General features: G+C 62.5%; 22 protein-coding genes. 12 read left to right on the plus strand and 10 right to left on the minus strand.

The window, feature by feature from the left end; all coding sequences use genetic code 11:
• The first annotated feature begins 1 nt into the window (after position 1).
• Positions 2 to 814, plus strand: a complete 813-nt coding sequence (gene hutG / locus LFL96_RS07185) for an N-formylglutamate deformylase (RefSeq protein ID WP_280999575.1) — start codon at positions 2 to 4, stop codon at positions 812 to 814.
• Positions 815 to 1,144: 330 nt separating this feature from the next.
• Here hutG and LFL96_RS07190 read toward each other — a convergent pair whose 3' ends face one another.
• Positions 1,145 to 1,279 (minus strand): hypothetical protein, encoded by a 135-nt coding sequence (locus LFL96_RS07190; RefSeq protein ID WP_280999577.1) that lies wholly within the window; start codon positions 1,277 to 1,279, stop codon positions 1,145 to 1,147.
• A gap of 132 nt (positions 1,280 to 1,411) precedes the next feature.
• Here LFL96_RS07190 and LFL96_RS07195 point away from each other — a divergent pair, with 132 nt between their 5' ends.
• From LFL96_RS07195 to LFL96_RS07205, 3 genes are all read left to right on the plus strand, one after another.
• Complete coding sequence (locus tag LFL96_RS07195) at positions 1,412 to 1,543, plus strand: hypothetical protein (RefSeq protein WP_280999579.1); 132 nt, start codon at positions 1,412 to 1,414, stop codon at positions 1,541 to 1,543.
• Between the two features lie 155 nt (positions 1,544 to 1,698).
• Complete coding sequence (locus LFL96_RS07200; protein WP_280999581.1) at positions 1,699 to 2,364, plus strand: hypothetical protein; 666 nt, start codon at positions 1,699 to 1,701, stop codon at positions 2,362 to 2,364.
• Positions 2,365 to 2,418: 54 nt separating this feature from the next.
• Complete coding sequence (locus tag LFL96_RS07205) at positions 2,419 to 4,278, plus strand: DUF3857 domain-containing protein (RefSeq protein WP_348638420.1); 1,860 nt, start codon at positions 2,419 to 2,421, stop codon at positions 4,276 to 4,278.
• A gap of 75 nt (positions 4,279 to 4,353) precedes the next feature.
• Here LFL96_RS07205 and LFL96_RS07210 read toward each other — a convergent pair whose 3' ends face one another.
• The 5 genes from LFL96_RS07210 to glgC form a co-directional block, all read right to left on the minus strand.
• On the minus strand, positions 4,354 to 5,502 hold the full coding sequence (locus LFL96_RS07210; protein ID WP_280999584.1) for a branched-chain amino acid ABC transporter substrate-binding protein: 1,149 nt from the start codon (positions 5,500 to 5,502) through the stop codon (positions 4,354 to 4,356).
• A 407-nt stretch (positions 5,503 to 5,909) separates the two neighbouring features.
• Positions 5,910 to 6,371, minus strand: coding sequence for a hypothetical protein (locus tag LFL96_RS07215; RefSeq protein ID WP_280999586.1), 462 nt, complete (start codon positions 6,369 to 6,371; stop codon positions 5,910 to 5,912).
• A 202-nt stretch (positions 6,372 to 6,573) separates the two neighbouring features.
• The gene (pdxY, locus tag LFL96_RS07220) at positions 6,574 to 7,440 is read right to left on the minus strand and encodes a pyridoxal kinase PdxY (RefSeq protein ID WP_280999588.1); all 867 of its coding nucleotides are present in this window, start codon (positions 7,438 to 7,440) and stop codon (positions 6,574 to 6,576) included.
• A 330-nt stretch (positions 7,441 to 7,770) separates the two neighbouring features.
• On the minus strand, positions 7,771 to 9,231 hold the full coding sequence (glgA, locus tag LFL96_RS07225; RefSeq protein WP_280999590.1) for a glycogen synthase GlgA: 1,461 nt from the start codon (positions 9,229 to 9,231) through the stop codon (positions 7,771 to 7,773).
• A 97-nt stretch (positions 9,232 to 9,328) separates the two neighbouring features.
• Complete coding sequence (gene glgC, locus LFL96_RS07230; RefSeq protein ID WP_280999592.1) at positions 9,329 to 10,594, minus strand: glucose-1-phosphate adenylyltransferase; 1,266 nt, start codon at positions 10,592 to 10,594, stop codon at positions 9,329 to 9,331.
• 495 nt (positions 10,595 to 11,089) lie between these two features.
• Here glgC and LFL96_RS07235 point away from each other — a divergent pair, with 495 nt between their 5' ends.
• A complete protein-coding gene (locus LFL96_RS07235; protein ID WP_280999594.1) occupies positions 11,090 to 12,274 on the plus strand; it encodes an alpha/beta hydrolase in 1,185 nt (394 codons plus the stop codon).
• A gap of 171 nt (positions 12,275 to 12,445) precedes the next feature.
• On the opposite strand, the gene LFL96_RS07240 is transcribed toward LFL96_RS07235, so the two are convergent.
• A complete protein-coding gene (locus LFL96_RS07240; RefSeq protein ID WP_348638421.1) occupies positions 12,446 to 13,609 on the minus strand; it encodes an alpha/beta fold hydrolase in 1,164 nt (387 codons plus the stop codon).
• 136 nt (positions 13,610 to 13,745) lie between these two features.
• Here LFL96_RS07240 and LFL96_RS07245 point away from each other — a divergent pair, with 136 nt between their 5' ends.
• Positions 13,746 to 14,654 carry a LysR family transcriptional regulator gene (locus tag LFL96_RS07245; RefSeq protein ID WP_280999598.1) on the plus strand — a complete coding sequence of 303 codons (909 nt, stop codon included), beginning with the start codon at positions 13,746 to 13,748 and terminating at the stop codon, positions 14,652 to 14,654.
• A gap of 63 nt (positions 14,655 to 14,717) precedes the next feature.
• Here LFL96_RS07245 and LFL96_RS07250 read toward each other — a convergent pair whose 3' ends face one another.
• Positions 14,718 to 15,272 (minus strand): ATP-binding protein, encoded by a 555-nt coding sequence (locus LFL96_RS07250; RefSeq protein WP_280999601.1) that lies wholly within the window; start codon positions 15,270 to 15,272, stop codon positions 14,718 to 14,720.
• A 134-nt stretch (positions 15,273 to 15,406) separates the two neighbouring features.
• On the minus strand, positions 15,407 to 16,039 hold the full coding sequence (locus LFL96_RS07255) for a hypothetical protein (protein WP_280999603.1): 633 nt from the start codon (positions 16,037 to 16,039) through the stop codon (positions 15,407 to 15,409).
• A gap of 147 nt (positions 16,040 to 16,186) precedes the next feature.
• Between LFL96_RS07255 and solA the strand changes: the two genes are divergently transcribed.
• The 4 genes from solA (at position 16,187) to LFL96_RS07275 (ending at position 20,708) form a co-directional block, all read left to right on the plus strand.
• On the plus strand, positions 16,187 to 17,353 hold the full coding sequence (gene solA, locus LFL96_RS07260; RefSeq protein ID WP_280999605.1) for an N-methyl-L-tryptophan oxidase: 1,167 nt from the start codon (positions 16,187 to 16,189) through the stop codon (positions 17,351 to 17,353).
• Positions 17,354 to 17,868: 515 nt separating this feature from the next.
• Positions 17,869 to 18,138 (plus strand): hypothetical protein, encoded by a 270-nt coding sequence (locus LFL96_RS07265; RefSeq protein ID WP_280999607.1) that lies wholly within the window; start codon positions 17,869 to 17,871, stop codon positions 18,136 to 18,138.
• 908 nt (positions 18,139 to 19,046) lie between these two features.
• Positions 19,047 to 19,259: a hypothetical protein gene (locus LFL96_RS07270; RefSeq protein ID WP_280999609.1), complete on the plus strand. Its 213-nt coding sequence runs from the start codon at positions 19,047 to 19,049 to the stop codon at positions 19,257 to 19,259.
• 645 nt (positions 19,260 to 19,904) lie between these two features.
• Positions 19,905 to 20,708: an ATP-grasp domain-containing protein gene (locus LFL96_RS07275; RefSeq protein WP_280999611.1), complete on the plus strand. Its 804-nt coding sequence runs from the start codon at positions 19,905 to 19,907 to the stop codon at positions 20,706 to 20,708.
• A gap of 131 nt (positions 20,709 to 20,839) precedes the next feature.
• On the opposite strand, the gene LFL96_RS07280 is transcribed toward LFL96_RS07275, so the two are convergent.
• Complete coding sequence (locus LFL96_RS07280) at positions 20,840 to 21,844, minus strand: LLM class flavin-dependent oxidoreductase (protein ID WP_280999613.1); 1,005 nt, start codon at positions 21,842 to 21,844, stop codon at positions 20,840 to 20,842.
• Between the two features lie 328 nt (positions 21,845 to 22,172).
• Between LFL96_RS07280 and LFL96_RS07285 the strand changes: the two genes are divergently transcribed.
• Positions 22,173 to 23,252 (plus strand): LLM class flavin-dependent oxidoreductase, encoded by a 1,080-nt coding sequence (locus tag LFL96_RS07285; RefSeq protein ID WP_280999615.1) that lies wholly within the window; start codon positions 22,173 to 22,175, stop codon positions 23,250 to 23,252.
• A gap of 11 nt (positions 23,253 to 23,263) precedes the next feature.
• Positions 23,264 to 24,103: a class II aldolase/adducin family protein gene (locus LFL96_RS07290; RefSeq protein ID WP_280999617.1), complete on the plus strand. Its 840-nt coding sequence runs from the start codon at positions 23,264 to 23,266 to the stop codon at positions 24,101 to 24,103.
• The last annotated feature ends 71 nt before the right edge of the window (positions 24,104 to 24,174 follow it).

Here is a 24,174-nt window from a genome sequence, read left to right on the forward strand (position 1 = left end):
CATGACTGCCTCGACCACTTCGCCGGTTTTCTCGCTGCAACGAGGAAGCCTGCCGCTCCTGATCTCGATCCCGCATCTGGGCACGCAAATTCCCGCCGATATCGCCGCGACGATGACGCCGGTCGCGCAACGCACCGACGATTGCGACTGGCACCTCGACCGTCTGTATGGCTTCGCGAAGCGCATGGGCGCATCGATTCTCGCGCCGGTCAACGCGCGCTACGTGATCGATCTGAACCGTCCGCCCGACGGCGCCAATCTCTATCCGGGGCAGGACACCACGGGTCTGTTGCCCATCGATACGTTCGACAAGGAACCGCTGTACCGCGACGGCTATTTGCCCGACGAAGCGGAAATCGCCCGCCGTCGCGATGCGTACTGGAAGCCGTATCACGACGCGCTCGTGAACGAACTGGCCGCGCTGAAAGCGCAACACGGCAAGGTGCTGTTGTGGGAAGCGCATTCGATCCGCTCGCACGTACCGCGTTTCTTCGAAGGCCGCTTGCCGGATTTCAACTTCGGCACGTCGAACGGCGCCAGCGCCGCGGCGGGGCTCGGTGAAGCACTGACTGCGGTGGTCGAACGTCACGGCGGTTATTCGGCGGTCGCCAATGGACGCTTCAAGGGCGGCTACATCACGCGCGAATACGGCAAGCCCGCGCAGGGCGTGCATGCGGTGCAGCTCGAACTTTCGCAGATCACGTATATGGAAGAGCAACATCCGTATGCGTATGACGAAACGCTGGCCGCGAAGGTCGAACCTTTGCTCGAAGCATTGGTGACGACCGCGCTGGAGCGGGTCAGGGCGGCTTAGACGACGGCTTAAGCGCTCGCGTAGGCATTCGCCGATCGCGTCACGCATACTGCGCGGAAATCTACCGCGCGGGATTTGACAATTCACTCTCCGTTTTTCATGCGGCTCAGGATGTTGCGCTATCGCGCAGCGTCTTGGGCCGCATCTGTTTGGTGACGCCAAGGTGTAACAGCATGTGTCCGTCGTTGCGCGTTAACGTTTTCACGCTGAACGTATACGGCGTCATGCGGCCCGCGTGTTGCTCCCGGCTATCCCGCGCACCATGAAAAAAGCCCCGCTCGTGACGGGGCTTCCTGAATGTGCGAGTGCGCCGTCAGGCGCCGTCGTTCATCAATGGCAGCGTTTTTCCCAGTGATGATGAACACGCACCTTGTGGCAAACCGGGTGGTGTTCGTAAGCCTGTGCGGGAGCAATGGCGCTCAGCGCGACGATGGCGGCGGCAACGGAGAGAACGAGTTTCTTCATTACAGAATCCTTAATTCAGAGTGGTGGCGCTATCACCTCAGCACGATGCATGCCTCGGCGATGCATAAGCATGCCACATCGCGCGCGACCGGCATATGAACGTGCGGTGATGGTGGAGGTCAATGAAAAACGATGGCGCTGACGATGGCGCCGATCAGGCCGATGATCGACCCGATCAGGCCGATCGACCCGATCAGGTCGATCAAGCCATTCGGGCCGCTGGCAACGCCGCTTTGTCGTCCGGCGACCGGCGCGGGCGTGTAATTTCGACACGTCGGCGGCGATGACGAACCGGCCGCCGGCGATTGCGGCGCGATCGCCGGGATTGCACGCCGGGCCGTCAAGCGGCTACCCTTTCAAAACGATGACGCGCCAGGCGCGGCGTCACATAATCGGGCAAAAAGATGGATGACCCAGCGATGGAAGATTCCGACGAATTGCTGCTCCCCGTCTGGCGAGCGAACCTGGTGCTGTTGACCCGCGAGGTCGGCGCGGCGACCCGTCTCGCGCGCATGATGACCTTCTCCGCGAGCTATCTGAAGCTGATGTTGTCCGGCCAGCGCGAATTCAGCGAGGAATTCGTGCGCGGCATCGAAGCGGTCACGGGTTTGCCGAATGGCTGGATGAACGTGCCGCACACCGAACAAGACATTCCATCCAACGCGCGCGAGGCGATCGACAACGAACAACCGCTCGCGCGTTTTCGCGGCACCGCGCATCCGGTACGGAAGAAGACGGTGCTGCGGCCGCCTGAACCGATCTTCGGTCAACCGGGCCCGGCCAAACGCGTCGAAGAAGAAACGCTCGATGCCGAAGCGCATCGGCGTCAGGCGCATTTCCGCAAGGTCCGCGATCTCGCGGTGCAGGACGTGCGGCGCTTCGAGCGGCATCTGAGCCACGCGCCGGTCGAACTGGCGAGCCTGCGCGCGAAAGTGGAGGACGTGATCGCCGCCGCGGATCTCGACGGTCCGATCCAGGCCGACCTCGCGGGGCGGCTCGAACAGATCGACAAGCATCGTCATCTGCTGCTGCGGCATGTCGAGCGGTTGCAGGCGCTGCTCACGCAGCTCGGCGAAAGCGACTGAGCGCGCATGAGGCGGCGAATCGGTGTGATCGGCTTCATGGCCGCGTTGACGTGGATGGGCGCGTGCGCCGGTTCTTCCGCTTTCGCCGCATCCCCCGGCGACCTCGCGCCTTCCACGATGGAAAGCGACGTCCATCTGTTCACGATCCAGAAAGACGGTTCCATCGAGGAACACGACGATACGGTGTTGCGCGCGAACACGACGAGCGGCGTCGACGATATCGCCCAGCGCTACGTGTGGTTCAACAAGGACATCGAGCAGGTGCAGCTACTCGCCGCCGAAACGCTCGACCCGGACGGCGCCGCGCATCCGGTCGGACCCGAGGCGATTCGCGACGTGCAGGAACCGCGTTCGGCCGGGGCACCGAGTTTCGAGGACGGCGTATTGCGCACGGTGATTTTCCCCGGCGTCGAGCCTGGCTCGCGCGTGCATCTGGCGTTTCGCAAGACGCGCACGAAGCCTTTGCAGGCCGGCACCTTCGCGTACCTGGTCGAGCCGACGCGCGAGCCGGTCGAGTTGCAGCGGCTGATCTTCGATCTGCCCGCCGACGTGCCGCTGTACGCCGATGCGCGCGGCTACACCGCGTTGCCACCGGTCACGGCCAACGGCCGCACACGTTACGAGTTCGACTACCGGCACGGCCCGTATGCGCCGCTCGAAGCGGGCGCGGTCGGCTACGCGAACTGGGGCGACCGGCTGATGGTATCGACGGTGCCGGATTTCGCGAGTTTCGCCGCGCGCTATCGTGGCCCCGCCGTCGACGCGACGATGAACGATCCCGCCATCGTGCGGCTCGCCCGGCAATTAACGCAGGGGCTGAACAACGGCAACGCCACGCCGCGCGAAAAAGCCCGCGCGCTGTACGACTGGATGCGTTTGAACATCCGCTACGTCGCGCTGTTTCTCGGCGAGACGGCGGCGATCCCGCACAAGGCGATCGATATCCTGCATAACCGTTATGGCGACTGCAAGGACCACGTCGCGTTGTACAGCGCGCTGCTGGCGGCGGTGGGCATCCGCAGCGAAGCGGTGCTGCTGAACCTCGGGCCGTACTACAGTCTGCCGGATGTGCCCGGTTACGGCAGCAGCGCGATCAATCACGCTATTGTGTGGATTCCTGATCTGTCGTTGTACGCGGACACCACGGCAGGCGGCATCGCGTTCGGCTATCTGCCGCCGAGCGTGATGGATCGCCCGGTATTGCTGGTCGACGACGGCGTGCTGGCGCGCACGCCGGCCACGCAAGCGCGCGAGCGCAGCGCGCGCATACAGATCGACGTCGACGAACACGGCACCGCGAGTTATGCGTACCGCGCGGAAGATACGGGCTATACGGCGGAACTCGAACGCAACACGTTTCGCCGCGCGACGCGGCAACGTACGCAACTGATCGCCGCGAACCGTTTGTTGACGACAGGCCTGCACGGTACCGCCCAACTGCATGCCGGCGACGTGAACGCCACCGACGGCCCGTTCGCCACGTCGATGCAGGGCACGGTCGCGCATTTCGTGTGGAACGACGGCAGCACGGCGGTGCCGGCGCTGACGAGTCTGTCGGGCGGGATGGACTCGCAGGTGCAGGCGTGGCTTGCGGAGCCGGCGCGCACGCAGCCGTGGGCGTGCATCGGCGGCACGTTCGACGAGACCCTGGAGATGACGCTGCCGCGCTTTGCGCGCGTGACCGATCTGCCCGTCGATGCGAACGCGCAAGACCGTTTTCTGACCTTCTCGTCGCGCTACGTGTTCGATCCGTCGACTCGCGTGTTGCAGGTCCGGCGGCAACTGCGCGCCGCCTTCGATCATCAGATGTGTTCCGCCGACGACTTCGCCGCGATGAAGGATGACCTCGTGCGGATCGAGCGGGATCTGGATGCGGTAGTGGTGGTCAAGGCGGGCAATGATGCGCGGCCCTGACTCTCACCCCATCCTCACGTTTGAGCGCTCACGCCCCCACGCCGAAGCTTCGACGCGGTGCCGTGAGCCTCGGCGTCAACTCCCGCTCTTCGTCACGATCGGCACCCACGCGCCGTTCTTCACCTGATACAGCGTCGACGATCCGCTCTTCAACGCGCCGGTACTGTCGAACGAAATCTTGCCGGTCACGCCGTCGAAATCGATCGCCTTCAGCACCGGACGGTACACGTTCGGCGAGCTGGATTTGGCCTGCTGCATCGCCTTGATCGCGGCCCACGCGCCGTCGTAGCCGAACGGCGCATACGACAGGATGTCCACCCCGAAGCGCTTCTTGAACTTCGCGGAGAAATCCTTGCCGCCCGGCAACTGCGCGAGCGGGCGGCCGTATTCCCAGGCCTGCGCGCCTTCGGCCGCATCGCCCGCGAGCTTGATGAAGTCCTCGTCCATCACGCCGCCGCCGCCCACCAGCTGGGCGTTCAGGCTCAACTGCTTCATCCGTTTCGCGAAACCCGCGGCCTGGGTGTCGAGTCCACCGAAGAACACCAGGTCGGCATTGGTCGATTTGATCTTGGTGATCTGCGTGCTGAAGTCGACCGCCTTGTTGTCCGTGTACTCGCGCGTCACGATCGTGCCGCCATGCGCCTTGACGGCCTTCTCGAACTCGTCGGCCTCGCCCTGGCCGAACGCGGTGCGGTCGTCGATGATCGCGATGCGCCTGGCCTTCGTCACCTCGACCGCGTAGACGCCCGCGTTGCCGGCATTCTGCGCGTCGGTGGAGATCACCATGAAGGTGTTCGCGAAGCCGCGGCCGGTGATGATCGGGTTGGTGGCGGCCGGGTCGATCACCGGAATGCCGGCCTGCTCGTACACCTGCGAAGCCGGAATCGTCGTGCCCGAGTTGAAGTGGCCGACCACCGCCGACACGCCCGAGTCGACCAGCTTCTGCGCCGCCTGCACGCCGATGCGCGGGTCCGCCTGGTCGTCCTGCGAAACGATCTGGAATTGCGCGACCTGATCGCCGATCTTGATCTTCTGCGCGTTGGCTTCCTCGATGGCGAGGCGCACGCCGTTTTCAAGGTCCTTGCCGTAGCCGGCGTTGGCGCCGGTCAGCGGCGCGGCGAAGCCGATCTTCACGACCTGGTCGGCGGAACTGGCGAGCGGCGCGACGGCGAACACGGCGCTTGCGATCAGTGCGAGTGGTTTCAGCGTGCTGCGAAGACTCATGGTCTCTCTCTCCTTACATCGACAGTTTCAGGGTGTGTGAAAGCGGCAAGGCAAAAACGCTGGATCGGCGCGCGAGTCGAGGGGTGTCGTTCGCGCGTATCGCAAGCCTACGGAGGATCGGTCGCCATAAACAATGCTGGAATACGCGCAGTCGCCGTCACACGCCGGTCAATCTGGCGCGAATATAGAAAGCCAATTTGCCGTCGTCTTGGCAATTCATGGCGCTTTGAATGAGCATTTCGGCACAGGGCGCGCAGCGCGTTCGCGGGCGGCCTGTCGCTGCGGGCATGCAGGTGCCGATTACGGCACATGCTTAAGAGGCGGACGAGGGTAGGGAGAGGAGGGAGGACGCGCGGCGCGCGATGCGCCGCGACAGTCAACTGAAAGCAGACCGCGTGGTACGAGGTTTAACGCTCGCCTTGCTGACGCAACAACTCTTCGCGCAGACGCAGCAGCGGCGCCTTGGTGTCTTCGTCGGCCCACGTGTCGAGGTCGTCGATCGCGCGCTGGCAACCGTCGAGCACCAGATCGATATCCACCGGCACGCCGTTGTTCAACGCGAACTCGATCGTCTCGGCGAACTGCTGGCACTCGTCTTCGCCGTACGAGATATCGAGGTTGTCCGCGATGACTTCGGCGATGTTGCTGCGCGCGCGGTCGTCGGGCGTGACCATTTCGATGATGCCGCGCGCCACCGCCGGCGAGTAGTACAGCGCAATGTCGAGCCATTGCGCGGGATCGAAGTCGGGCTGATCGAACTGATTCTCGAAGAACTCGATCGCTTCCTGTTCGTGGGTTTCGTCGGCGTCGACGCTGACGCACAACTGCTCAAAATATTCTTCCCGCTCGCTGCGGATGTAGCCGTCCATCGGTGCCTCGTGTGCTGTGCTGAATGCTGGTTGCCTGAAAGTGGCAGGCGGACGAGGGTAGGCCTCGTCCACGCGGCAGCATTATAGGACGCGCCGATGGCGCCGACATGGTTGCGTGGATTTGCGTGACGAGGTGCATCAGTACGCGAATGAATAACGCGCATGAATTACGCGCACGACGACGCGTGTGCGTACCGCGCCTTTACGCGCTGTCCGCCACCCAGGCGTCGAACCACTCGCGCGGCTGCGCGATTTCGTTCTGCGCGGCCACCAGTTCCAGTTCGTAGCGCCCGGCCTGCCAGGTCGTCTTGACGACCGCGTTGACCGCCGCGAGCGTATGTTCGAACGCCGCGCGGATCGAGTCGCCGAGCAAGGTGCGCGCGACGAACACCGCGCTCGTCAGATCGCCGACGCCCACCGGCTGCCGTGCGAACGGATAGAGCGGGCGCTGACCCATCCACGCTTCGCGTTCGGTGACGACCAGCATGTTGAAGCGGTCGGCGGGACTGTTGCGGTCGAGCAGGTGTTTGACCAGCACCAGCTTCGGCCCGCGCGCGAGGAGTTCGCGGCACGCGACCACGGCTTCTTCGAGCGTATCGATTTCGCGCCCGACGAGGCGCTGCAACTCGGTGTGATTCGGCGCCATCGCGTCGGCCATTTCGGGCATGGTGCGCACGAGGAATTCCTGAATGCCGGGCTCGACCTTGCAACCGCTCGCCGCGCCCATCACCGGATCGCAGAAGTACCATGCGCGCGGATTGACGGCCTTCACCGCCTTCACGATTTCCAGCACCGATTGCGCCTGTTCCGGGGTGCCGAGATAGCCCGACAGCACCGCATCGCAGCGCGGCAGCATGCCGATCGCGCCGATGCCTTCGACGAGGTCTTCCATCTGCGCGGCGTCGATCGCGCTGCCGGTCCAATGGCCGTATTGCGTGTGATTCGAGAATTGCACGGTATTGAGCGGCCACACGTTCACGCCGAGCCGGCGGATCGGAAATTCGGCCGCGCTGTTGCCGGCGTGCCCGAATACCACATGGGACTGGATGCTCAGAACGTTTTTCGTCATGGTGTGGCCCGCGCAACCCGATGTGCGCGATCGATGGAGAGGGGAACGTGCGCCGCGTCGATGCGAACCGGCGTGGTACCGGACGCTTCACGCCTGCTTCGCGCGTGCTTCGGATAGTGCTGGAAACCCGCATGCACTGCATGGTCAGGCAACGATACAGGAGTTTGCCGCGCGCGAGTTGATCCGGCCCCGGGTTGTTGCGTCGAACCATCAGACGGGAGGCGGCGTGCGAGGCGCGAGGGCATCGCCTCATGCGCGCCTGGCGCACGGCAAGCGTGCCTTGAACGCACCTGACTTGACTGCGCGTCGGGGACACGCGTTGCACGCGCCTTAGACCAACTCCCGATACAACGCCAGGTAACGCTCGGCCGAAGCTCCCCAGCCGAAATCCTGGCGCATCGCGCGGCGCTGGGTCGCCTTCCACTCGGTGCGCCGCTCGTACAGCGCGAACGCACGGCGGATCGCGGCGTTGATGCCTTTGGGCTCGAAGCGTTCGAAGACGAAGCCGGTCGCGAGATCGTCGGCGAGGTTTTCCAGCGACGCATCGACGACCGTGTCCGCGAGGCCGCCGACGCAATGCACGAGCGGCAGCGAGCCATACGCCAGCGCGTACAGCTGCGTCAGTCCGCACGGCTCGAAACGCGACGGCACCGCGATCACGTCGCTGCCCGCGACGATCGTGTGCGCGAGCGTTTCGTCGAAGCCCAGTTCCACCGCCACTGCTTCGGGGTGCGCTTGCGCGGCCCGTCTCAGGCCATTTTCGAGCGCGGGGTCGCCGGTGCCGAACACCACCAGTTGTCCGCCGCGTTTGACGATGTCGGGCACCGCTTCGAGCAGCAGGTCGAGGCCTTTCTGTTCGGTGAGGCGGCTCACCACGCCGAACAGCAACGCGTCGCTTTTCTGCGCGAGGCCGAAGCGCTTTTGCAGCGCCTCCTTGCAGGCCAGCTTGCCGGCGAGGCGGGTGGCGTTGTAGTGGCTGTCGAGCAGGGCGTCGCCGGCGGGATTCCAGACCGCGTAGTCGACGCCGTTCAGGATGCCGCTCAGATCGTGCGAGCGATGCCGCAGCAATCCGTCGAGTCCGCCACCTTGCGCGAGCGTCTGGATCTCGCGCGCGTAGGTTGGGCTGACGGTCGTGATGCGATCGGTATAGAACAGGCCCGCCTTGAGGAAGGACAGCTGCCCGTAGAACTCGATGCCGTGCATCGTGAAGAAATCGTCGGGCAGGCCGAGCTGGCCGAACTGCTGTGCGGGAAACACGCCCTGATAAGCGAGGTTGTGCACGGTGAAGACGCTGCGCGCGAGCGGGCGGCCGGCCTGGCGTTCGGCCGCTTTCAGATAGGCGGGCGCGAGACCCGCGTGCCAGTCGTGCGCATGGACGATCTGCGGTGCCCAGGCCGGGTCCAGCCGCTGCGCCAGTTGCGCGGCGACCCAGCCGAGCAGCGCGAAACGCAGCGCGTTGTCGCCGTACGGCACGTGTTCGTCGTTCAGATACGGATTGCCGGGCCGGTCGTACAGCGTACCCGCGCGGATCGCGTAGACGACGAGGCCGTTGGCCGGCAACGTGCCGCGTTCGAGTGTCACGTTCGGCGCGTCGAAACAGCGGCCCAGCTGCGCGACCGGCTGCAGGTCGGCGAGACCGGCGACGACCGCCGGAAAGCCGGGCAGCAGCACCCGCACGTCGGCGCCGCGTTCGATCAGCGCGGGCGGCAGCGCGCCCGCGACATCGGCGAGACCGCCTGTTTTGAGGAGGGGATACAGCTCGCTGGCGACGTGCAGGGCGCGTATCGTCATGGGCTTTCGTCTCGTTCCTGTGGATGAGTGCCGCGGGCGCGCCGCCGCCTCGGGTTGGGGGGAATGCACAGTCGTGAGCGGCGGCGCGCCGAGGGTTTTACGTCGTCTTCTGCCGCAGCGCGTCGGGCGTCACCAGCACCACGCCGTCGTCGGTCCGGTAGAAACGTTCGGCGTCGCTCACCGGATCTTCGCCGATCACCGTGCCGTCCGGAATCACGCAGCCGCGGTCGATCACCACCTTCTGCAGGCGGCAACTCGTGCCCACCGTCACCTGTGGCAACAAGACTGCCTCACTGATGTGACAGAACGAACTCACCTTGACGTTCGACGACAACACCGAGCGCGACACCTGCGAGCCGGAAATCACGCAGCCGCCGCATACGATCAGGTTGTTGCCGCTGCCCTGCAAACCCTTCAGATCGCGCACGAATTTGGCCGGCGGCAACTGTTCCTGGTATGTCCAGATCGGCCAGTTGCGGTCGTACAGGTCGAGCGTCGGAATCGTCGAGGCGAGGTCGAGATTGGCGGCCCAGTACGCATCGATGGTGCCGACGTCGCGCCAGTACGGCTCCACGTTCGGGTCCGACGACACGCACGACATGCTGAACGGATGGGCGATCGCGGTGCCCTGGGTGACCACGCGCGGCAGGATGTCCTTGCCGAAATCGTGATCGGTCTCGACGCTCGAGATGTTCTCCTCGAGCAGCGAATACAGGTAATCCGCGTTGAACACGTAGATGCCCATGCTCGCCAGCGCGGTATCCGGGCGGCCAGGAATCGCGGGCGGGTCGGCGGGTTTTTCGACGAAGCCGGTGACGCGGCGGTGTTCGTCGACGGCCATCACGCCGAAGGCCACCGCGTCCATGCGTGGCACCTCGATGCAGCCGACCGTGCAGTCCGCGCCGCTTTCCGCGTGGTCGGCGATCATGCGCGTGTAGTCCATCTTGTAGATGTGGTCGCCGGCCAGCACCACGACGTATTTCGGGCGGATCGAACGGATGATGTCGAGGTTCTGGAACACCGCGTCGGCGGTGCCGCGATACCAGTGCGCGCCTTCCACGCGCTGCTGCGCGGGCCACAGGTCGATGAATTCGCCGAATTCGCCGCGCAGGAAACTCCAGCCGCGTTGCATATGGCGCAGCAGCGAGTGCGCCTTGTATTGCGTGACCACCGCGATGCGGCGGATGCCGGAGTTCAGACAGTTGGACAGCGCGAAATCGATGATCCGGTATTTGCCGCCGAAGTGCACCGCGGGTTTGACGCGCTTGTTGGTGAGCGGCCCGAGCCGCGTGCCCCGTCCGCCCGCGAGGACAATGGCGAGGGTGGTGCGTTGCAGATCATTCAGCCGTGACGGCGTGTCCATGTCTGTCTCCTTTGTCGGCCGGGGGCGGGCGCTGCGGCGACGGCTCCGGCCTGGGCAAGTTAGCTGCTGATTGGTATTCCCCGGTTCATCTGGTTGTGTAGTCGTCTGGTGGTCCGATTGGTCCGTCTGCTATTTCTAGCACCGTTTGGGCGTGAACGCGCAAATGAATTGCGCGGGCGGCGATGACGCGCCCGGCCACCGTTCTCCTTTTGCGCACGATCGGCCGTCGTACGGTGACCCTCCGTGCGGCACGCCACATAGAGCGTGAGGTGGCGCGCCGCAATATGCGTGCCACGGGGTGTCGTCGTGCCGGATTGCGTGGAAATGCGTGGCGGGCGCGAGGGGTGGAACGAATCAATGCGCGCGTCGCGGCAGAGTCAGGCGGGGCGTCGTAGAATCGGTCGCTTCCGGCTGCGCTTTCATCTGCTTTCATCCGCTTTATTCGCGATGCTTCCTCCGATGCTTTCCGCCACGCTCCGTTTGCAAAAAATCCCGATGAAATTTCGCTGCCGTTCGCTGTTTGCGATGTCGAGTGCTGTCGCCTTGATGGTGGGTTCGTCGCTGGTCGCGCGGCCCGTATTCGCCGCGTCGCCGGGGTCGGCCGCGGCGGCCACCGCCAGCGCCGCCGATGCCCCGAGCGCCGCCGCGGCGCCGACACCGCCTGGTGCGCCTGGCCGGCCGGGTCCGGCCGCGGGCGCGGCGGCCGCTGCCGCGATTGCCGCCGACAATGCCGGCCCTGCGTACGGTCCCGAACTACAGGGCTTCGACTATCCCGCGCCGGTCGAACGTTTCGATTTCATGTCGCAAGGCGTGGCGTTGCGGATGGCGTACATGGACGTCAAGCCGGCCAATCCGAACGGCCGCACGGTGGTTCTGCTGCACGGCAAGAACTTCTGCGCGGCGACGTGGGACACGACGATCCGCCGCTTGAGCGATGCGGGATACCGGGTGATCGCGCCGGATCAGATCGGCTTCTGCAAATCGAGCAAGCCCGAGCACTATCAGTACAGCTTCCAGCAACTCGCGCGCAATACGCATGCGCTGCTCGATTCGCTCGGCGTGAGCGATGCGACGGTGATCGGCCATTCGACCGGCGGCATGCTCGCGATCCGCTATGCGTTGATGTATCCGCACGACACGCAGCAGCTGGTGCTGGTGAATCCGATCGGGCTGGAGGACTGGAAGGCGAAGGGCGTGCCGTCGCTATCGGTCGATCAATGGTACGAGCGCGAGTTGAAGACGACCGCCGATGGCATTCGCCGTTACGAACAGGTCACGTATTACGCGGGACACTGGCGCGCCGATTACGAACCGTGGGTGCAGATGCTGGCGGGCATGTATCGCGGATCGGGCAAGCGGATCGTCGCGTGGAATTCGGCGTTGCTGTACGACATGATCTATACGCAGCCGGTGGTGTATGAGCTTGGGCAACTGAACATGCCGACGCTGCTGCTCATTGGTCAGAAGGACACCACGGCAATCGGTAAGGATGCGGCGCCGCCCGAGTTGCGCGCGACGCTCGGGCGGTATCCGGAGTTGGGTAAGGCGGCCGCGAAGGCGATTCCGCATGCGACGTTGGTCGAGTTCGCGGACCTGGGGCACGCGCCGCAGATGCAGGACCCGCAGGCGTTTCATAAGGCGCTGCTGGATGGGTTGGCGGCGGTCCCGGGGAATCGGTGAGGGCGCGACGGCTGCGTGGCTTTTTGACTATGCGGTTCGGTGATTCCGCTAATGCCGCAGTGCCCGGGACCGGTAGTGTCCGCCCCCGCGTCAAAATAGCCGCCACATCGAATGCGGGCGAACCTAACCTCGCCGCTAGTCGACTTTAAGACGTCGCGCTACTCAAGCGATTCAGTTCAGCCCGAGCGGATTGGCGATCAGCAACCGCCACCCACCGTCGCGCCCCTTTTCCAGAACCTGCGTTGCTGTACCGCGTTCCTCGCGATTCTGGCCGTCCGGCAGTGTCACGTTCAAGGACCAGTCGAGAAGGACGAGGGCGATGTCGCCACTCGTCAATACAAGACGCACTTCGTTGCGGATATGCGGGCGCAGTGCCAGTAATTCAGCGAGCGCGCTTCGCAATTCGGCGGGGCTCTCTCGTAGCACCTTGCCGCTGGTCAATCGCATCGTTGCGTGATGGCTGAACATGCCAAGTAGCGCATCGAGATCGGCAGCGTTCAGTGCTGCGTCGAAAGCGACTGGAACCTGCTCAGGGGAGTGACATGCAACTGAGCCATTCTCGATCGCCGCAACGAATCGTGCGATTAACTGTGCCACTTCGGCAGGCGCTTCCAGCGGCGACAAGTGTCCCGTTCCGGGCAGCACGTGCAGCGCCGCGTGCGGGATGCGAGGCAGCAGTTCCGCCTGCAGCGTTGCGACCGTATCCACCTGATCGAGCGCGCCGGAGATGACCAGGGTCGGGGCGTCGATCGACGTCACTTCCGCCGTGATGTCTTCACGCAGCGCCACGTTGGGCCAGCCGGCCTTGGCTTGCGGTGCGCCCCGCAGGCTGTCTTCGATGACCTGCTCGCGGCGAGCGGCTTCGAGCGGCTTGGCGGTGAGGACGTGATCGACAACGAATTCGACCGATTCGCGCGATTGATACGCGCCGGCCAAGGTCGCACGCTGCTCGTCGGACAGAAGCATCGGCGACGGCGGTGACGGCGCGACGAGCACCAGTCCTTCAAGCCCCTTCGGCCGACGCGATGCGATGAGCTGCGCCACCTTCCCGCCCATTGAATGGCCAACGAGCACGTAACGCCGTAGCCCTAATGCTTCGATGACGCCTTCGGCATCGGCGGCAAGGTCGGCAATGCGGTAGCCGTCAGCCGGTGCCTCGGAATCGCCCCAGCCGCGATGATCGGTGGCGACGATTCGATAGCGGTCGGCCAGTTCGCCGGCCACCGCTTCCCATGTCCGCGACGAACCGCCGTAGTAGTGCAGAAACACCAGCGCCAACTCGCCGCTGCCGCGCTGCGTGACGTGAATCCGTGTGCCGTTCGACCTGATTTCCATGTCGGTTTTCATTTCCGTGTCCTCTCTGTCATCGCTCCATAGCGGATGACGACATCGTAGATTCAAGTCTTTGGTTTGATAATTGGTCAATTGGTGTTTTCAGTCGATAATCTCGTTATCGAATTGGAGGGCAAAAATGGACCGGCTCACGAGTCTTGGGGTGTTCGTCGCCGCGGTCGAGGAAGGCAGTTTTGCCGCGGCGGCGCGCCGCTTTGGTCTATCGGCGGCAATGGCTGGAAAGCATGTGAGCGCGTTGGAGTCGGAGCTGAATGCGCGGCTACTTCAGCGCACCACACGGCGGTTGAGTCTGACCGATACCGGGCAGACCTATTACGAACGCTGCAAGCACATTCTCGAAGCCTTCGACGAAGCCAGACGCGAAGCGAGCGATTCGCAGGGCGCGGCGCGTGGTTTGCTGCGTGTCGCGGCGCCGGTCACATTCGGCGCGATGCATCTTGGCGAGGTGGTGGCGCGCTATCTGGCGGATCATCCGCACGTCAACGTGGAAGTGGTGGTTGGCGACCGCTACGTCGATCTGATCGACGCGGGCGTCGATGTCGCGATCCGGATCGGGCGGTTGGACGACCCGGGACTTGTGACGCGCCGGATCGCGCCGTGCCGGATGGTGGTGTGTGCGTCGCCGGCCTACCTCGAACGCCATGGAACGCCGCGCAAGCCGGCCGATTTGATGCGTGCGCAACGACTCGCTTTCAGCGAGGCCGTCTCGGCCGGCGACTGGACATTGCTGGATGCAAAAAACCGCGCGCATGTGATCGACGGACCCAGCCGGGTAGTGGCCAACAATACGCAAATGCTGCTCGCCGCCGCACTTGCCGGTGCGGGTATCGCGTACGGTCCGACGTTCGTGTTCGGCGAGCACCTGCGGCGCGGCGAACTCGTCGCGCTGCTGCCGGCGTATCGCACGACCAGTCTCACGATTCAGGCGGTTTATCCCAGCGCGCAGCGCATACCGCTAAAGGTGCGCCGGTTTGTCGATTACCTTGTCGAGACGTTTGGCGACGAGCCGTCGTGGGATCGCGAGTAACGGTCTTTTTGGGGCTCTGCTGTTCTGGCTTTCGGGAGCGTTGGGTTGCGATTGTTACGAATGTCATGGCCCGGTTCGAAAACAAACATCTCCCGTCTCGTCGTAAACAATCGTGTCGAAGCCTTCGTCCGGAACTGGCGGCACGAAATAGCGGGAGATCTGGTCGTATTGCTCTTCCGATGTGTGAAACGGATGCTCGCCCGATACGTTCCGCGCCGCCAGACGAGATTTGCAAATCTCGTCGCTCACGTCGAGATAGTGGAGCCGATGCTCGCAACCGGCAGTCTGGAATAGCGAGCGACCCCACCGGCGTGCGCTGACCGTATTGAATGGAAAGTCGAGTACCACGGATATATTCGCCGCGAGGAGCGCCTCGATGTGGCCAGTCAGCACCGCTCGGATGCGCGCGGTGCGGCTGATATAGTCGGCCAGCGTTTGGATCTCGTCCGGGTATAGGCAGGCGATCCATTTGTCCTCGCTAATGAGGACGGCGCGCGAAGTGTTGACGAGACGCGTCGTCAATGTGGATTTGCCGGACGCGATTTTTCCGCAAACCATATGCAGAACCGCTGTCTCGTGATGACCTGTTGCGTCGGCTACTAAACTTTCACTCGTCATTTTCTGGCGCTCCGGGTAGCGCCCAGAAAGCAAAAACCCGCCTTCTGGGCGGGTTGTGATTGCATATTGTCAACTCAATAGCTATCCCGCCGGACTTGTCGCGGCGCTAATAATCGAGTTGATGAGAAATTGGTTCATGTGTTGGAGCTTACTTGAGGTGGTGGAGTTGGACAAGTATCGATAGAAAGCCGGAACGGATCGACCGCCCACATCTCGCCTGCGCAGAGGTGTGAGTCGAACCGCGCGAGCCAGTCGTCGAGCGGCGTCAGACTGATGCCTTGTAACACGGCACCACCGAACGACTCGGAGACGAAGGGCGCGCCATCTTCCAGGCGGCGCACGATCTGAACGATGTGAGTTATCCCGCGAATCCGAGGATGGTTGCTTGCCCACGACGGGTTTCCCATTTTCAATCCAATGGTGGCGCAGCGCGGAAGACTATGTGTCGCGATCTCACTCCCTACAAGGATAAAGCCCGTGCGATGATCGATCTCCTGGATGATCCGATCTGACCACGTGTGCAGAGCTTGCATGTCCTCGAGCTTGAACAACTCGCGACCCGTCGCTTCGTTCTCGGCTTGCATTGCCGTGGCGAGAAGCAACGCGGTCCACCCTGAGCAATCGATGACCGGCGGCTCAGCGGATAAGCCTTCCGACTTCACGCCGCGCTGATAGCCGACCCGGCCTGTATAGGCTTGCACGAGTTCCCACATCGTTCTTTCGGCTGCGTTGAATGGCATGACGTCCTCGGAATTGCCGATGTCCATGTCTATTATCACCAGTTGCCGGGTGTCGTCCACAGACAACCCGTCGACAGATGAGCGCGAATTGCCGACAATCCAGCCTGATTGTCGGCGCTACCGGCCGATTGCCGCTACGCAAGTTTTCGCATCACTAGCAAAGGACCGCTTCATATGCATGATTTGAACTTCCGCGATCAAACTTTTGACACCCTGATTGTCGGCGCGGGCTCGGTGGGCATGGCCGCGGGTTATTACCTGAGCAAGGCAGGCAACAAGGTGTTGTTGCTCGATGCCGACGACCCACCCCATGCAAATGGTTCGCACCATGGCGGCACTCGCCTTATTCGTCACGCCTACGGAGAGGGCGCGGCGTATGTTCCACTCGCACTGCGGGCGCAACAGCTTTGGCTGGACCTGGAGCAGGAAGCCGGCGCGAAAATTTTCGAGCGCACCGGTATCGTCAACATTGGACCGCAGGGTGCTTCCTTTATGCAGGAAGTCCAGCGAAGCGCATCCGAGTACAAGTTGCCGGTGGAATTTCTCGACGGCGCCGAGGCCAGTCGGCGTTGGCCCGCATGGCGATTGTCGAAAGAGCAACTGGTGAGTTTCGAGCCCGATGCTGGCGTGCTTTACTGCGAGGAAGCGGTCAGGAGCTATCGTCATCTCGCGAGTACGTTGGGCGCAACGTTGCGAACGAACACTGTGATCACAGGCATCGAGGTGCACGGCGAAGGGAGCGTGAGCGTCGTCACGAATAAAGGCGAACGCTTTCGCGGCCAAGATCTGATCGTGTGCGCCGGCAAATGGAGTCCTGCTTTACTACAATCTTTTGGAACGCGGATTCCGGTTACGCGCGTGCGCAAGACGTTCGCATGGTTCGACGTCGCCCCGAACCTGTTCGAGCCGGGTTCTTTTCCTGGCTTTGCCGTCGCCTCCGATAGGGGCCAATTCTATGGGTTCCCCAGTCTTGACGGCGCGGGTCTGAAAGTCGGGCGCCACGACGGTGGGCAACCTGTTGCCGCAGATGCGTCGCTTGTGCCTTTCGGTCAGGAGCCGACCGATTTATCCGACCTCGAAGACTTCCTGCGCGAGTATCTGCCGGCGTCCGGGAAACTGCGGATGGGTAAAACCTGCGAGTACGACGTGACGCCGGACGAACATTTCATCATCGATCAATTGCCGGTCTGTCCGCATGTCTACCTGGCAACAGGTTTCTCGGGGCATGGCTTCAAATTCGCGAGTGCGATCGGCGAGGCGTTGGCGGAGCGGATAACGCAAGGTGCTAGCCGTTTGGATATTTCGGCTTTTTCGCTTGGGCGGTTTGGGGGACAAGCTTGAGATCTTTGACGGTGATTGCATCATTCGTATGACCGGCGTGGTTCTCGCGCTGGTTTGTGAAATACTTAGTGCCGGGAGTCGAATCGATGCTGGCGCGTTGTCGTGTCCGGTATTGCCTCCGCCGATCGGGGAGTGGGGTAGCGGATGAGTGCTTTGTACAGATGGCGGTGACCGGGTGGGGTGATCAGAGCCAGCCGGTGTAGCGCTCACTCTGGCCACAAGCGGTCAGTCGACGTTGCTGTTTAGATCAACGGAATAAAGCGAAACGTCAAATGCCGAAATCCGATAAAAGGCGTTCACTCGCGATCGGCAGCTGGAATGGAATTGGATTCTTCAGTCTGTGGGCGGCCGCATGCGGCCACCTTGCTACGCAAAAAACGGCCAGGAGCAGTTTGTGGCATAAAGCGCAACAAGGCAGTTCTTCAATAAATCGTACCAACGGTTAAGTCACTTCAAAATCCATGACACACTTGAGTCATTCTTTCAGCGGAGCGCTGAGAACTTTCGCTTACTTCATGGCAAGTGGTACGCAATATACTCTCGAAGGTGTGAATTACCTCGACCTGTATGGCAACGAGCCAAGCGCGATTGAGCAGGTCTATGCCATCTTCGCGAATGTCCTGGAGTTGAATGAGGACGGGCAAGTGCTCAATGCGCACTATGCGCAGAAGAGAGCAACCGACTATTTGCGTGCGTATTGCGACCCGAGCTTTAAGGTTGACCCTCCCTATCAGGACTGGGAGCTTGAATTGCATGAGCCGCCGCCGCCGATGGATTTGCTATGACCATGGCATGGTCTGGTCATTCCCGACAGTCAGTTCACGTCGGTGAGTAGCCGATCGAGGCTCTGCTTCAACGTTGAATGTCCGCTTTTCTAGTTTTTGGCTGGGCGTTCAGGGTCGAAAGCTGGCGCAGCAATCTGCCGTGTCGATGGGCGGGAATGGGTCGCCTGCTGTCGACCGCGTCGGTTTCAGATTCGCGCAATTCCATGCTGCATGCACGAGGCAGTGATCGGTCACAACCGGTTATTCGACAACGGTGACTAGATCGTCAACAATTCACGGGAGATGTTCGGAATCAAGGTAAAGAACGGACGCACAAGCATTGAACTCGTCCGACGTCATCGATAGCAGTACAACAGGAAGAGCGATGCCAAATTTCTCATGGGAACCGTTGGACTTTCTTGAGGCTCTCGATGTGGTACCAATCGAGGAAGAGTATGGAATTTCGTATCGATACCTCGTTTCGAGAGCGCCTGTGCTTTTGAGTCTAACGATATGGCCACTGAACTGCGACGTGGAGCTTTTGATTAAGAATGAAGGAATAGCGGAGCCGTTAGTCCGGCTCAATTTGTTGGATTGTCCAGGGGCACGTGTCGTGCGAGACGATTGTCGTGTGTATATCGAGTTTTCTGCCGCAAAGTTGTTCAACGGGCGTTACGATTGCGCGGACGCGCCGCCTTACGGATTCCGATTGCAAATCCAGCCGTCTATCCAGGTCTCAACATTTTCCTACCCCGCCTAATAGAATCTGAGCATCTGCGACGGGTGGGCAACGTTCGATCAAGCAGGATGGTCTGCGGCCAAAAAGGGACTTTCGACTGCGGCGATCAAATCGTCGACAATCGAACAGCAACACCCGACTGCGGAGTAAATGTGCCGTCTGTGTGCTGAGCGCAATGTGGAGAGCGACTATGATCACAAAGCGAAAAAAATCCCGTCTGGCAGGCGATATCGGCCTCTTTGTCCAGCAGTACAGCCGCAAAGCTCAGAAGGGCATTGAGCCTAACGATCGGCAGTACGATCACAAGATCGAACAAAAACTGAAACGGCTCTCTCCATTGGATCTATCTGATCTTCTTTTGGATGAGGATGAGTACGTCGAACCGAGCAGCGACCAGGATTAAAGGCAGCGCTGCTGTTTCGTCGATTGGTCGTTATCAAGACTGTCGGCGGGCCTGGTTCGGGTCGCGTGCTGCCGATCACATCGATCAACGATTCATCCAGAATCATTGCCGACCAACATTTGTGAAAGTGCCTCTATGAAGAATGCCTGTGCTTTCGTTGCATGTGTTTCTGCGACAACGTTATCGTTTGCGAGGCCGCACCCCGAGAATCCACCTCTTCCAGACGTTTCGTGTTTCTCCGGAGTATGGAGTGTCTATACACGCGTCAACCTTTCCTTCGAGATGCGGTGTATTGCTTCGGACGAACGGCTTCGGAGCCGAGGTGAAAATATGAAGTCCGTCTATCCATTTCATGAACCGTCCTTTAATCGCAACGCCAACTGAAGTCGTATGGCCTCGCGGTGGCCGTCCGCTAGCGAGAGCGCCGAAGGGCCCATTCGGGTCAAAACCTGACGTAGCAATCGTGCCGCGTCGATGGTCGGAAATGGGTCCCCTGCTGTCGACCGCGGCGGTTTCAGATTCGCGCGAGTCCATGCTGCGTGCATGAGACAGCGATCGGCCAACTTCGAACGTTCGACATCGAAGCCACATTCGTCGACAATCGCTTCGCCGATGGGGGCACCCACGCTCATCAAAAGGACGACAATGCGCCAAGTACACTGGATCATCCAGGAGAATCGCGGGGTAGTTTCCAATGTTGCTGATATGGCTGCGGCACTGAAGGAACTCGGCCATGTTCCGCATCTCGTTCAACTACAACGCGGAGCTGGAGTACCTGAATTGACAGATGTGCCGCCCGATGTGCCTGTGGTTTGCCATGGCCCCGGGTTCGTGACTCGCGCAGTCGGTCATCCGAGGCTTGGTTCCGGCATCTATTACGATGCGGCGGTATTCCGCTGGTCGAAGTTTCACGAGAATTGGAACGCGGCTATGCTGGCCGAAGACGGGCATCTCACCTCGCTGGGTGATGCAGCGTCCTTGCTCGCCACGGGTACACGATTCTTCGTGCGGCCTGACGCCGATTCGAAAGACTTTGACGGCAACGTTTACGATGCCGAAGGCCTGGCCGCGGCAACGATACGGAAGCCGTTGCCGCCGGATTTGCCTGTCATCATCGCAAGCCCGCTGGTGATTGACGCCGAATGGCGCTTTTTTGTCGTACAGCGCGAAGTCGTCGCCTGTTCGGCTTATCGGCGAGGCGGTCAGCCTGCAATCGACGATCACGTTCCATACGCTGCCATCGAAATGGCAATAAGTCTGGCAGAACAATGGTCTCCTGCCGACGTCTTTTGCCTCGACCTTGGGGCATGCGAGGGGCGCTTTGGTGTGATCGAAGCCAATTGCTTTAACGCTTCTCGCTTCTACGCTGCAAATGGCGTCAGGATCCTGCAGGCGGTTAGCGATTACGCTGCGCGCCAGTTTTCTTCCGCTGTCCATCCGGGGCTCTGAAGGGACAAGCTTGTAGTATTCGAACAGACAGACTAAATCGACGCCACCAAAAACTCCCCACCCACCCATAACAGCACCACAAAAAAAGAAGCGGCCCACCAGGCCGCCCCTCCCACCATCCACCCCCGCAATTACAGCGCGGAAGCCTCCCGAGCCAACTCCTCCCTAACTTCCGCCCCAATCTCAAACGACCTCAACCTCGCCGCATGATCATAAATCTGCGCGGTCAACATCAGCTCATCCGCGCCGGTCTGCGCGATCACCGACTTCAGCCCCTCACGCACCGCGTCCCGATCGCCGATCACCGTACACGCGAGCGAGTGCGCGACGCTATTCAACTCCATCTCTGAAGCCTGCAATTGCTCCACCGGCGGCTGCAATTGCCCCGGCGTACCGCGCCGCAGGTTGATGAACTGCTGCTGCAACGAAGTGAACAACCGCCGCGCTTCCTCGTCGCTATCAGCCGCGAACAGATTCACCCCAACCATCGCATACGGCTTCTCAAGCGTCGCCGAGGGCCGGAATTGCGCGCGATACATCTGCAACGCGGTCAGCATGTAATCCGGCGCGAAGTGCGAGGCAAACGCGAACGGCAGCCCCAGCGAAGCCGCCAATTGCGCGCTAAACAACGACGACCCGAGCAGCCACAGCGGCACATGCAAGCCCGCGCCCGGCACCGCGCGAATCCGCTGCCCCGGCACCGGATCGGCAAAATACCGCTGCAACTCGACTACATCATCGGGAAACGAATCGGCACTGCCTTGCAGATCGCGCCGCAACGCCCGCGCGGTGCTTTGATCCGTCCCGGGCGCGCGCCCGAGCCCAAGATCGATCCGGCCGGGATACAACGACGCCAACGTCCCGAACTGCTCCGCAATCACCAGCGGCGCGTGATTAGGCAGCATCACGCCGCCCGAGCCGACGCGAATCGTCTTCGTGCCGCCGGCCACATGACCGATCACCACCGAGGTCGCCGCGCTCGCGATCCCCGTCATGTTGTGATGCTCGGCGAGCCAGAAGCGCCGGTACTGCCAGCGCTCCGCGTGCTGCGCGAGGTCGAGCGTGTTTCTGAAGGCGTCGGCGGGCGTGGCGCCGGCGATCACCGGCGAAAGGTCGAGGACCGAGAAGGGGATCATTGTCTGTTCGTTCGTGAGTTTCGGCGCTTTCGCGCGATGGGGCATTCTCGCAAAGCCGCCGTTTTTCTGCTGACGGCGCGCGGAAGCCCACATCGTCGGAGGGGTGTTTGCAAGCGCGCCTCGTGCCGTACCGCAAACGTGCGACATGCGGGCAACGTATCGGGCCATGCATGAGCGTCAGCCGTTACATGCAAACCCGATATAGATATGGCCGATCAATATTTAACAAGCGCATGTCGCGCTGCTACCTTAAACCCCTCGAAACCGCCCGCAATCGTGCGGCGCGCCGCCGTCCCGCAGGACGGACCACATTCCGGGAGCTCCCCACGTGTCCATCGAATTCATCGGCATGATCCAGACCCGCAAGGTCTCCGAAATCCACGCGCCGCAAGGTCCCGTGATCGATCTCGCGTACGTCGGGCAGTTCGCGCGCGTGCACGAGGAAGCGGGCTTCGACCGCATTCTCGTGCCGCACCATTCGACCAGTCCTGACGCCGCGCTGACCGTCGCGCACGCGGCCAGCGTGACGCAGCGCGTGCACTTCATGCTCGCGCATCGTCCGGGTTTCAGCGCGCCGACCCTCGCCGCGCGCCAACTGGCCACGCTCGATCATTTCTCGCGCGGCCGCCTCGCGGTGCACATCATCAGCGGCGGCGACGACGCCGAGCAGCGCCGCGACGGCGACTTCCTGTCGCACGACGAACGCTATGCGCGCACCGACGAATATCTGCACATCCTGCGCCGCATCTGGACCGAGACGAAACCGTTCGATCATCAAGGCACGTACTACCGTTTCGAACAGGGCTTCTCCGAAGTGAAACCGGTGCAGCAGCCGCATATTCCGGTGTATTTCGGCGGCGCGTCGGCGCCCGCGCTCGAAATCGCCGGCCGTCACGCGGATGTCTACGCGCTGTGGGGCGAATCGAAGGCGCAGGTGCGCGAGCAGGTGACGCGCGTGCGCGCGGAAGCCGCCAAACACGGCCGCAGCGTGCGTTTCTCGGTGTCGTTCCGGCCGATCCTCGCCGCCACGGAAAGCGCCGCGTGGGAACGCGCGCATCACATCCTCGACGAAACGCGTCGGCTGCGCGCGGCGCAGGGGCTCGGCGTCGGCGGTCCGGCGCAGAGCGAAGGCGCGCGGCGTTTGCTCGCGGCATCGGGCGATTCGGATCGTGTCGACGAACGGCTGTGGACCGGCATCGCCAAGGAAATCGGCGGACGCTCGAATTCGACGGCATTGGTCGGCACACCGGAACAGGTCGCCGACGCGCTCGCCGAGTATCACGCGCTCGGCGTCAGCACCTTCCTCATTCGCGGTTTCGATCCGCTGGACGATGCGATCGATTACGGCCGCGAGTTGATCCCCGCGACGCGCGAGCGGATCGCACGCACCGAACGCGTGGCGGCCTGAGCGGAGCGACGATGACGGATCTGTCCATTGCACGCCCCAACGCCCACGCCAACGTACTCACCACCGGCCACGTCGAACGCCACGCGCCGCTGCGCAAATTCTGGTTCGACGATGTTCCGCCGCGCGACAGCATCGCCGCCGAACGACGCCACCGGCAGGAGCGCCTGGCCGTCGCGTTCCGTCTGTTCGCGCGCTACGGTTTTGATCAGGGCCTCGCGGGCCACATCACCGCGCGCGATCCCGAATGGCCGGATCACTTCTGGGTCAATCCGTTCGGCAAGCATTTCAGCCGCATCCGCGTGTCGGATCTGCTGCTGGTGAATGCGCAGGGCGAGATCGTGGTCGGCGAGGGACCGCTGAATCAGGCGGCGTTCGCGATTCACGCGGCGATTCATGAGGCGCGTCCCGATGTGATCGCGGCGGCGCACACGCATTCGCTGTACGGCAAGGCATGGTCGACGCTCGGCCGCACGCTCGATCCGCTGACCCAGGACTCGTGCGCGTTCTATCAGGACCACGCGCTGTTCGACGACTTTCGCGGCGTCGTGCTGGATACCGATGAAGGCGCGCGAATCGCCACGGCGCTTGGCGAGCGCAAGGCGGTGATCCTGAAGAATCACGGCATCCTCACCGCGGGGCCGACGGTGGAAGCGGCCGCGTGGTGGTACATCGCGCTCGACAACGCGTGTCATACGCAATTGCTTGCCGAGGCTGCCGGCACGCCGCAAGCGATTCCGCCCGAGGTCGCCGCGCTCACGCACGAGCAGGTAGGCCGGCCGGGCGGCGCGCTGTTCGCGTTCGAGAGCCTGCTTGCGGGGCTTGTCGAAGCGGAGCCGGATGTGTTGTCCTGAGCGGCGCGGTAGAGGCGTTGCAGAGGCGCTGAAAAGGTTTTTCAAAGGCCCGCACAACGCTCCGGCAACGC

The organism is Paraburkholderia sp. D15 (genome assembly GCF_029910215.1).
Taxonomy (GTDB): Bacteria; Pseudomonadota; Gammaproteobacteria; order Burkholderiales; family Burkholderiaceae; genus Paraburkholderia.

What these genes read in the sequence shown, in the direction of transcription:
- hutG (WP_280999575.1), top strand. Translation starts at nt 2, where the DNA reads ATGACTGCCTCGACCACTTCGCCGGTTTTCTCGCTGCAACGAGGAAGC.
- LFL96_RS07190 (WP_280999577.1), bottom strand. Translation starts at nt 1,279, where the DNA reads ATGAAGAAACTCGTTCTCTCCGTTGCCGCCGCCATCGTCGCGCTGAGC.
- LFL96_RS07195 (WP_280999579.1), top strand. Translation starts at nt 1,412, where the DNA reads ATGGCGCTGACGATGGCGCCGATCAGGCCGATGATCGACCCGATCAGG.
- LFL96_RS07200 (WP_280999581.1), top strand. Translation starts at nt 1,699, where the DNA reads ATGGAAGATTCCGACGAATTGCTGCTCCCCGTCTGGCGAGCGAACCTG.
- LFL96_RS07205 (WP_348638420.1), top strand. Translation starts at nt 2,419, where the DNA reads ATGGGCGCGTGCGCCGGTTCTTCCGCTTTCGCCGCATCCCCCGGCGAC.
- LFL96_RS07210 (WP_280999584.1), bottom strand. Translation starts at nt 5,502, where the DNA reads ATGAGTCTTCGCAGCACGCTGAAACCACTCGCACTGATCGCAAGCGCC.
- LFL96_RS07215 (WP_280999586.1), bottom strand. Translation starts at nt 6,371, where the DNA reads ATGGACGGCTACATCCGCAGCGAGCGGGAAGAATATTTTGAGCAGTTG.
- pdxY (WP_280999588.1), bottom strand. Translation starts at nt 7,440, where the DNA reads ATGACGAAAAACGTTCTGAGCATCCAGTCCCATGTGGTATTCGGGCAC.
- glgA (WP_280999590.1), bottom strand. Translation starts at nt 9,231, where the DNA reads ATGACGATACGCGCCCTGCACGTCGCCAGCGAGCTGTATCCCCTCCTC.
- glgC (WP_280999592.1), bottom strand. Translation starts at nt 10,594, where the DNA reads ATGGACACGCCGTCACGGCTGAATGATCTGCAACGCACCACCCTCGCC.
- LFL96_RS07235 (WP_280999594.1), top strand. Translation starts at nt 11,090, where the DNA reads ATGAAATTTCGCTGCCGTTCGCTGTTTGCGATGTCGAGTGCTGTCGCC.
- LFL96_RS07240 (WP_348638421.1), bottom strand. Translation starts at nt 13,609, where the DNA reads ATGGAAATCAGGTCGAACGGCACACGGATTCACGTCACGCAGCGCGGC.
- LFL96_RS07245 (WP_280999598.1), top strand. Translation starts at nt 13,746, where the DNA reads ATGGACCGGCTCACGAGTCTTGGGGTGTTCGTCGCCGCGGTCGAGGAA.
- LFL96_RS07250 (WP_280999601.1), bottom strand. Translation starts at nt 15,272, where the DNA reads ATGACGAGTGAAAGTTTAGTAGCCGACGCAACAGGTCATCACGAGACA.
- LFL96_RS07255 (WP_280999603.1), bottom strand. Translation starts at nt 16,039, where the DNA reads ATGGACATCGGCAATTCCGAGGACGTCATGCCATTCAACGCAGCCGAA.
- solA (WP_280999605.1), top strand. Translation starts at nt 16,187, where the DNA reads ATGCATGATTTGAACTTCCGCGATCAAACTTTTGACACCCTGATTGTC.
- LFL96_RS07265 (WP_280999607.1), top strand. Translation starts at nt 17,869, where the DNA reads ATGGCAAGTGGTACGCAATATACTCTCGAAGGTGTGAATTACCTCGAC.
- LFL96_RS07270 (WP_280999609.1), top strand. Translation starts at nt 19,047, where the DNA reads ATGATCACAAAGCGAAAAAAATCCCGTCTGGCAGGCGATATCGGCCTC.
- LFL96_RS07275 (WP_280999611.1), top strand. Translation starts at nt 19,905, where the DNA reads ATGCGCCAAGTACACTGGATCATCCAGGAGAATCGCGGGGTAGTTTCC.
- LFL96_RS07280 (WP_280999613.1), bottom strand. Translation starts at nt 21,844, where the DNA reads ATGATCCCCTTCTCGGTCCTCGACCTTTCGCCGGTGATCGCCGGCGCC.
- LFL96_RS07290 (WP_280999617.1), top strand. Translation starts at nt 23,264, where the DNA reads ATGACGGATCTGTCCATTGCACGCCCCAACGCCCACGCCAACGTACTC.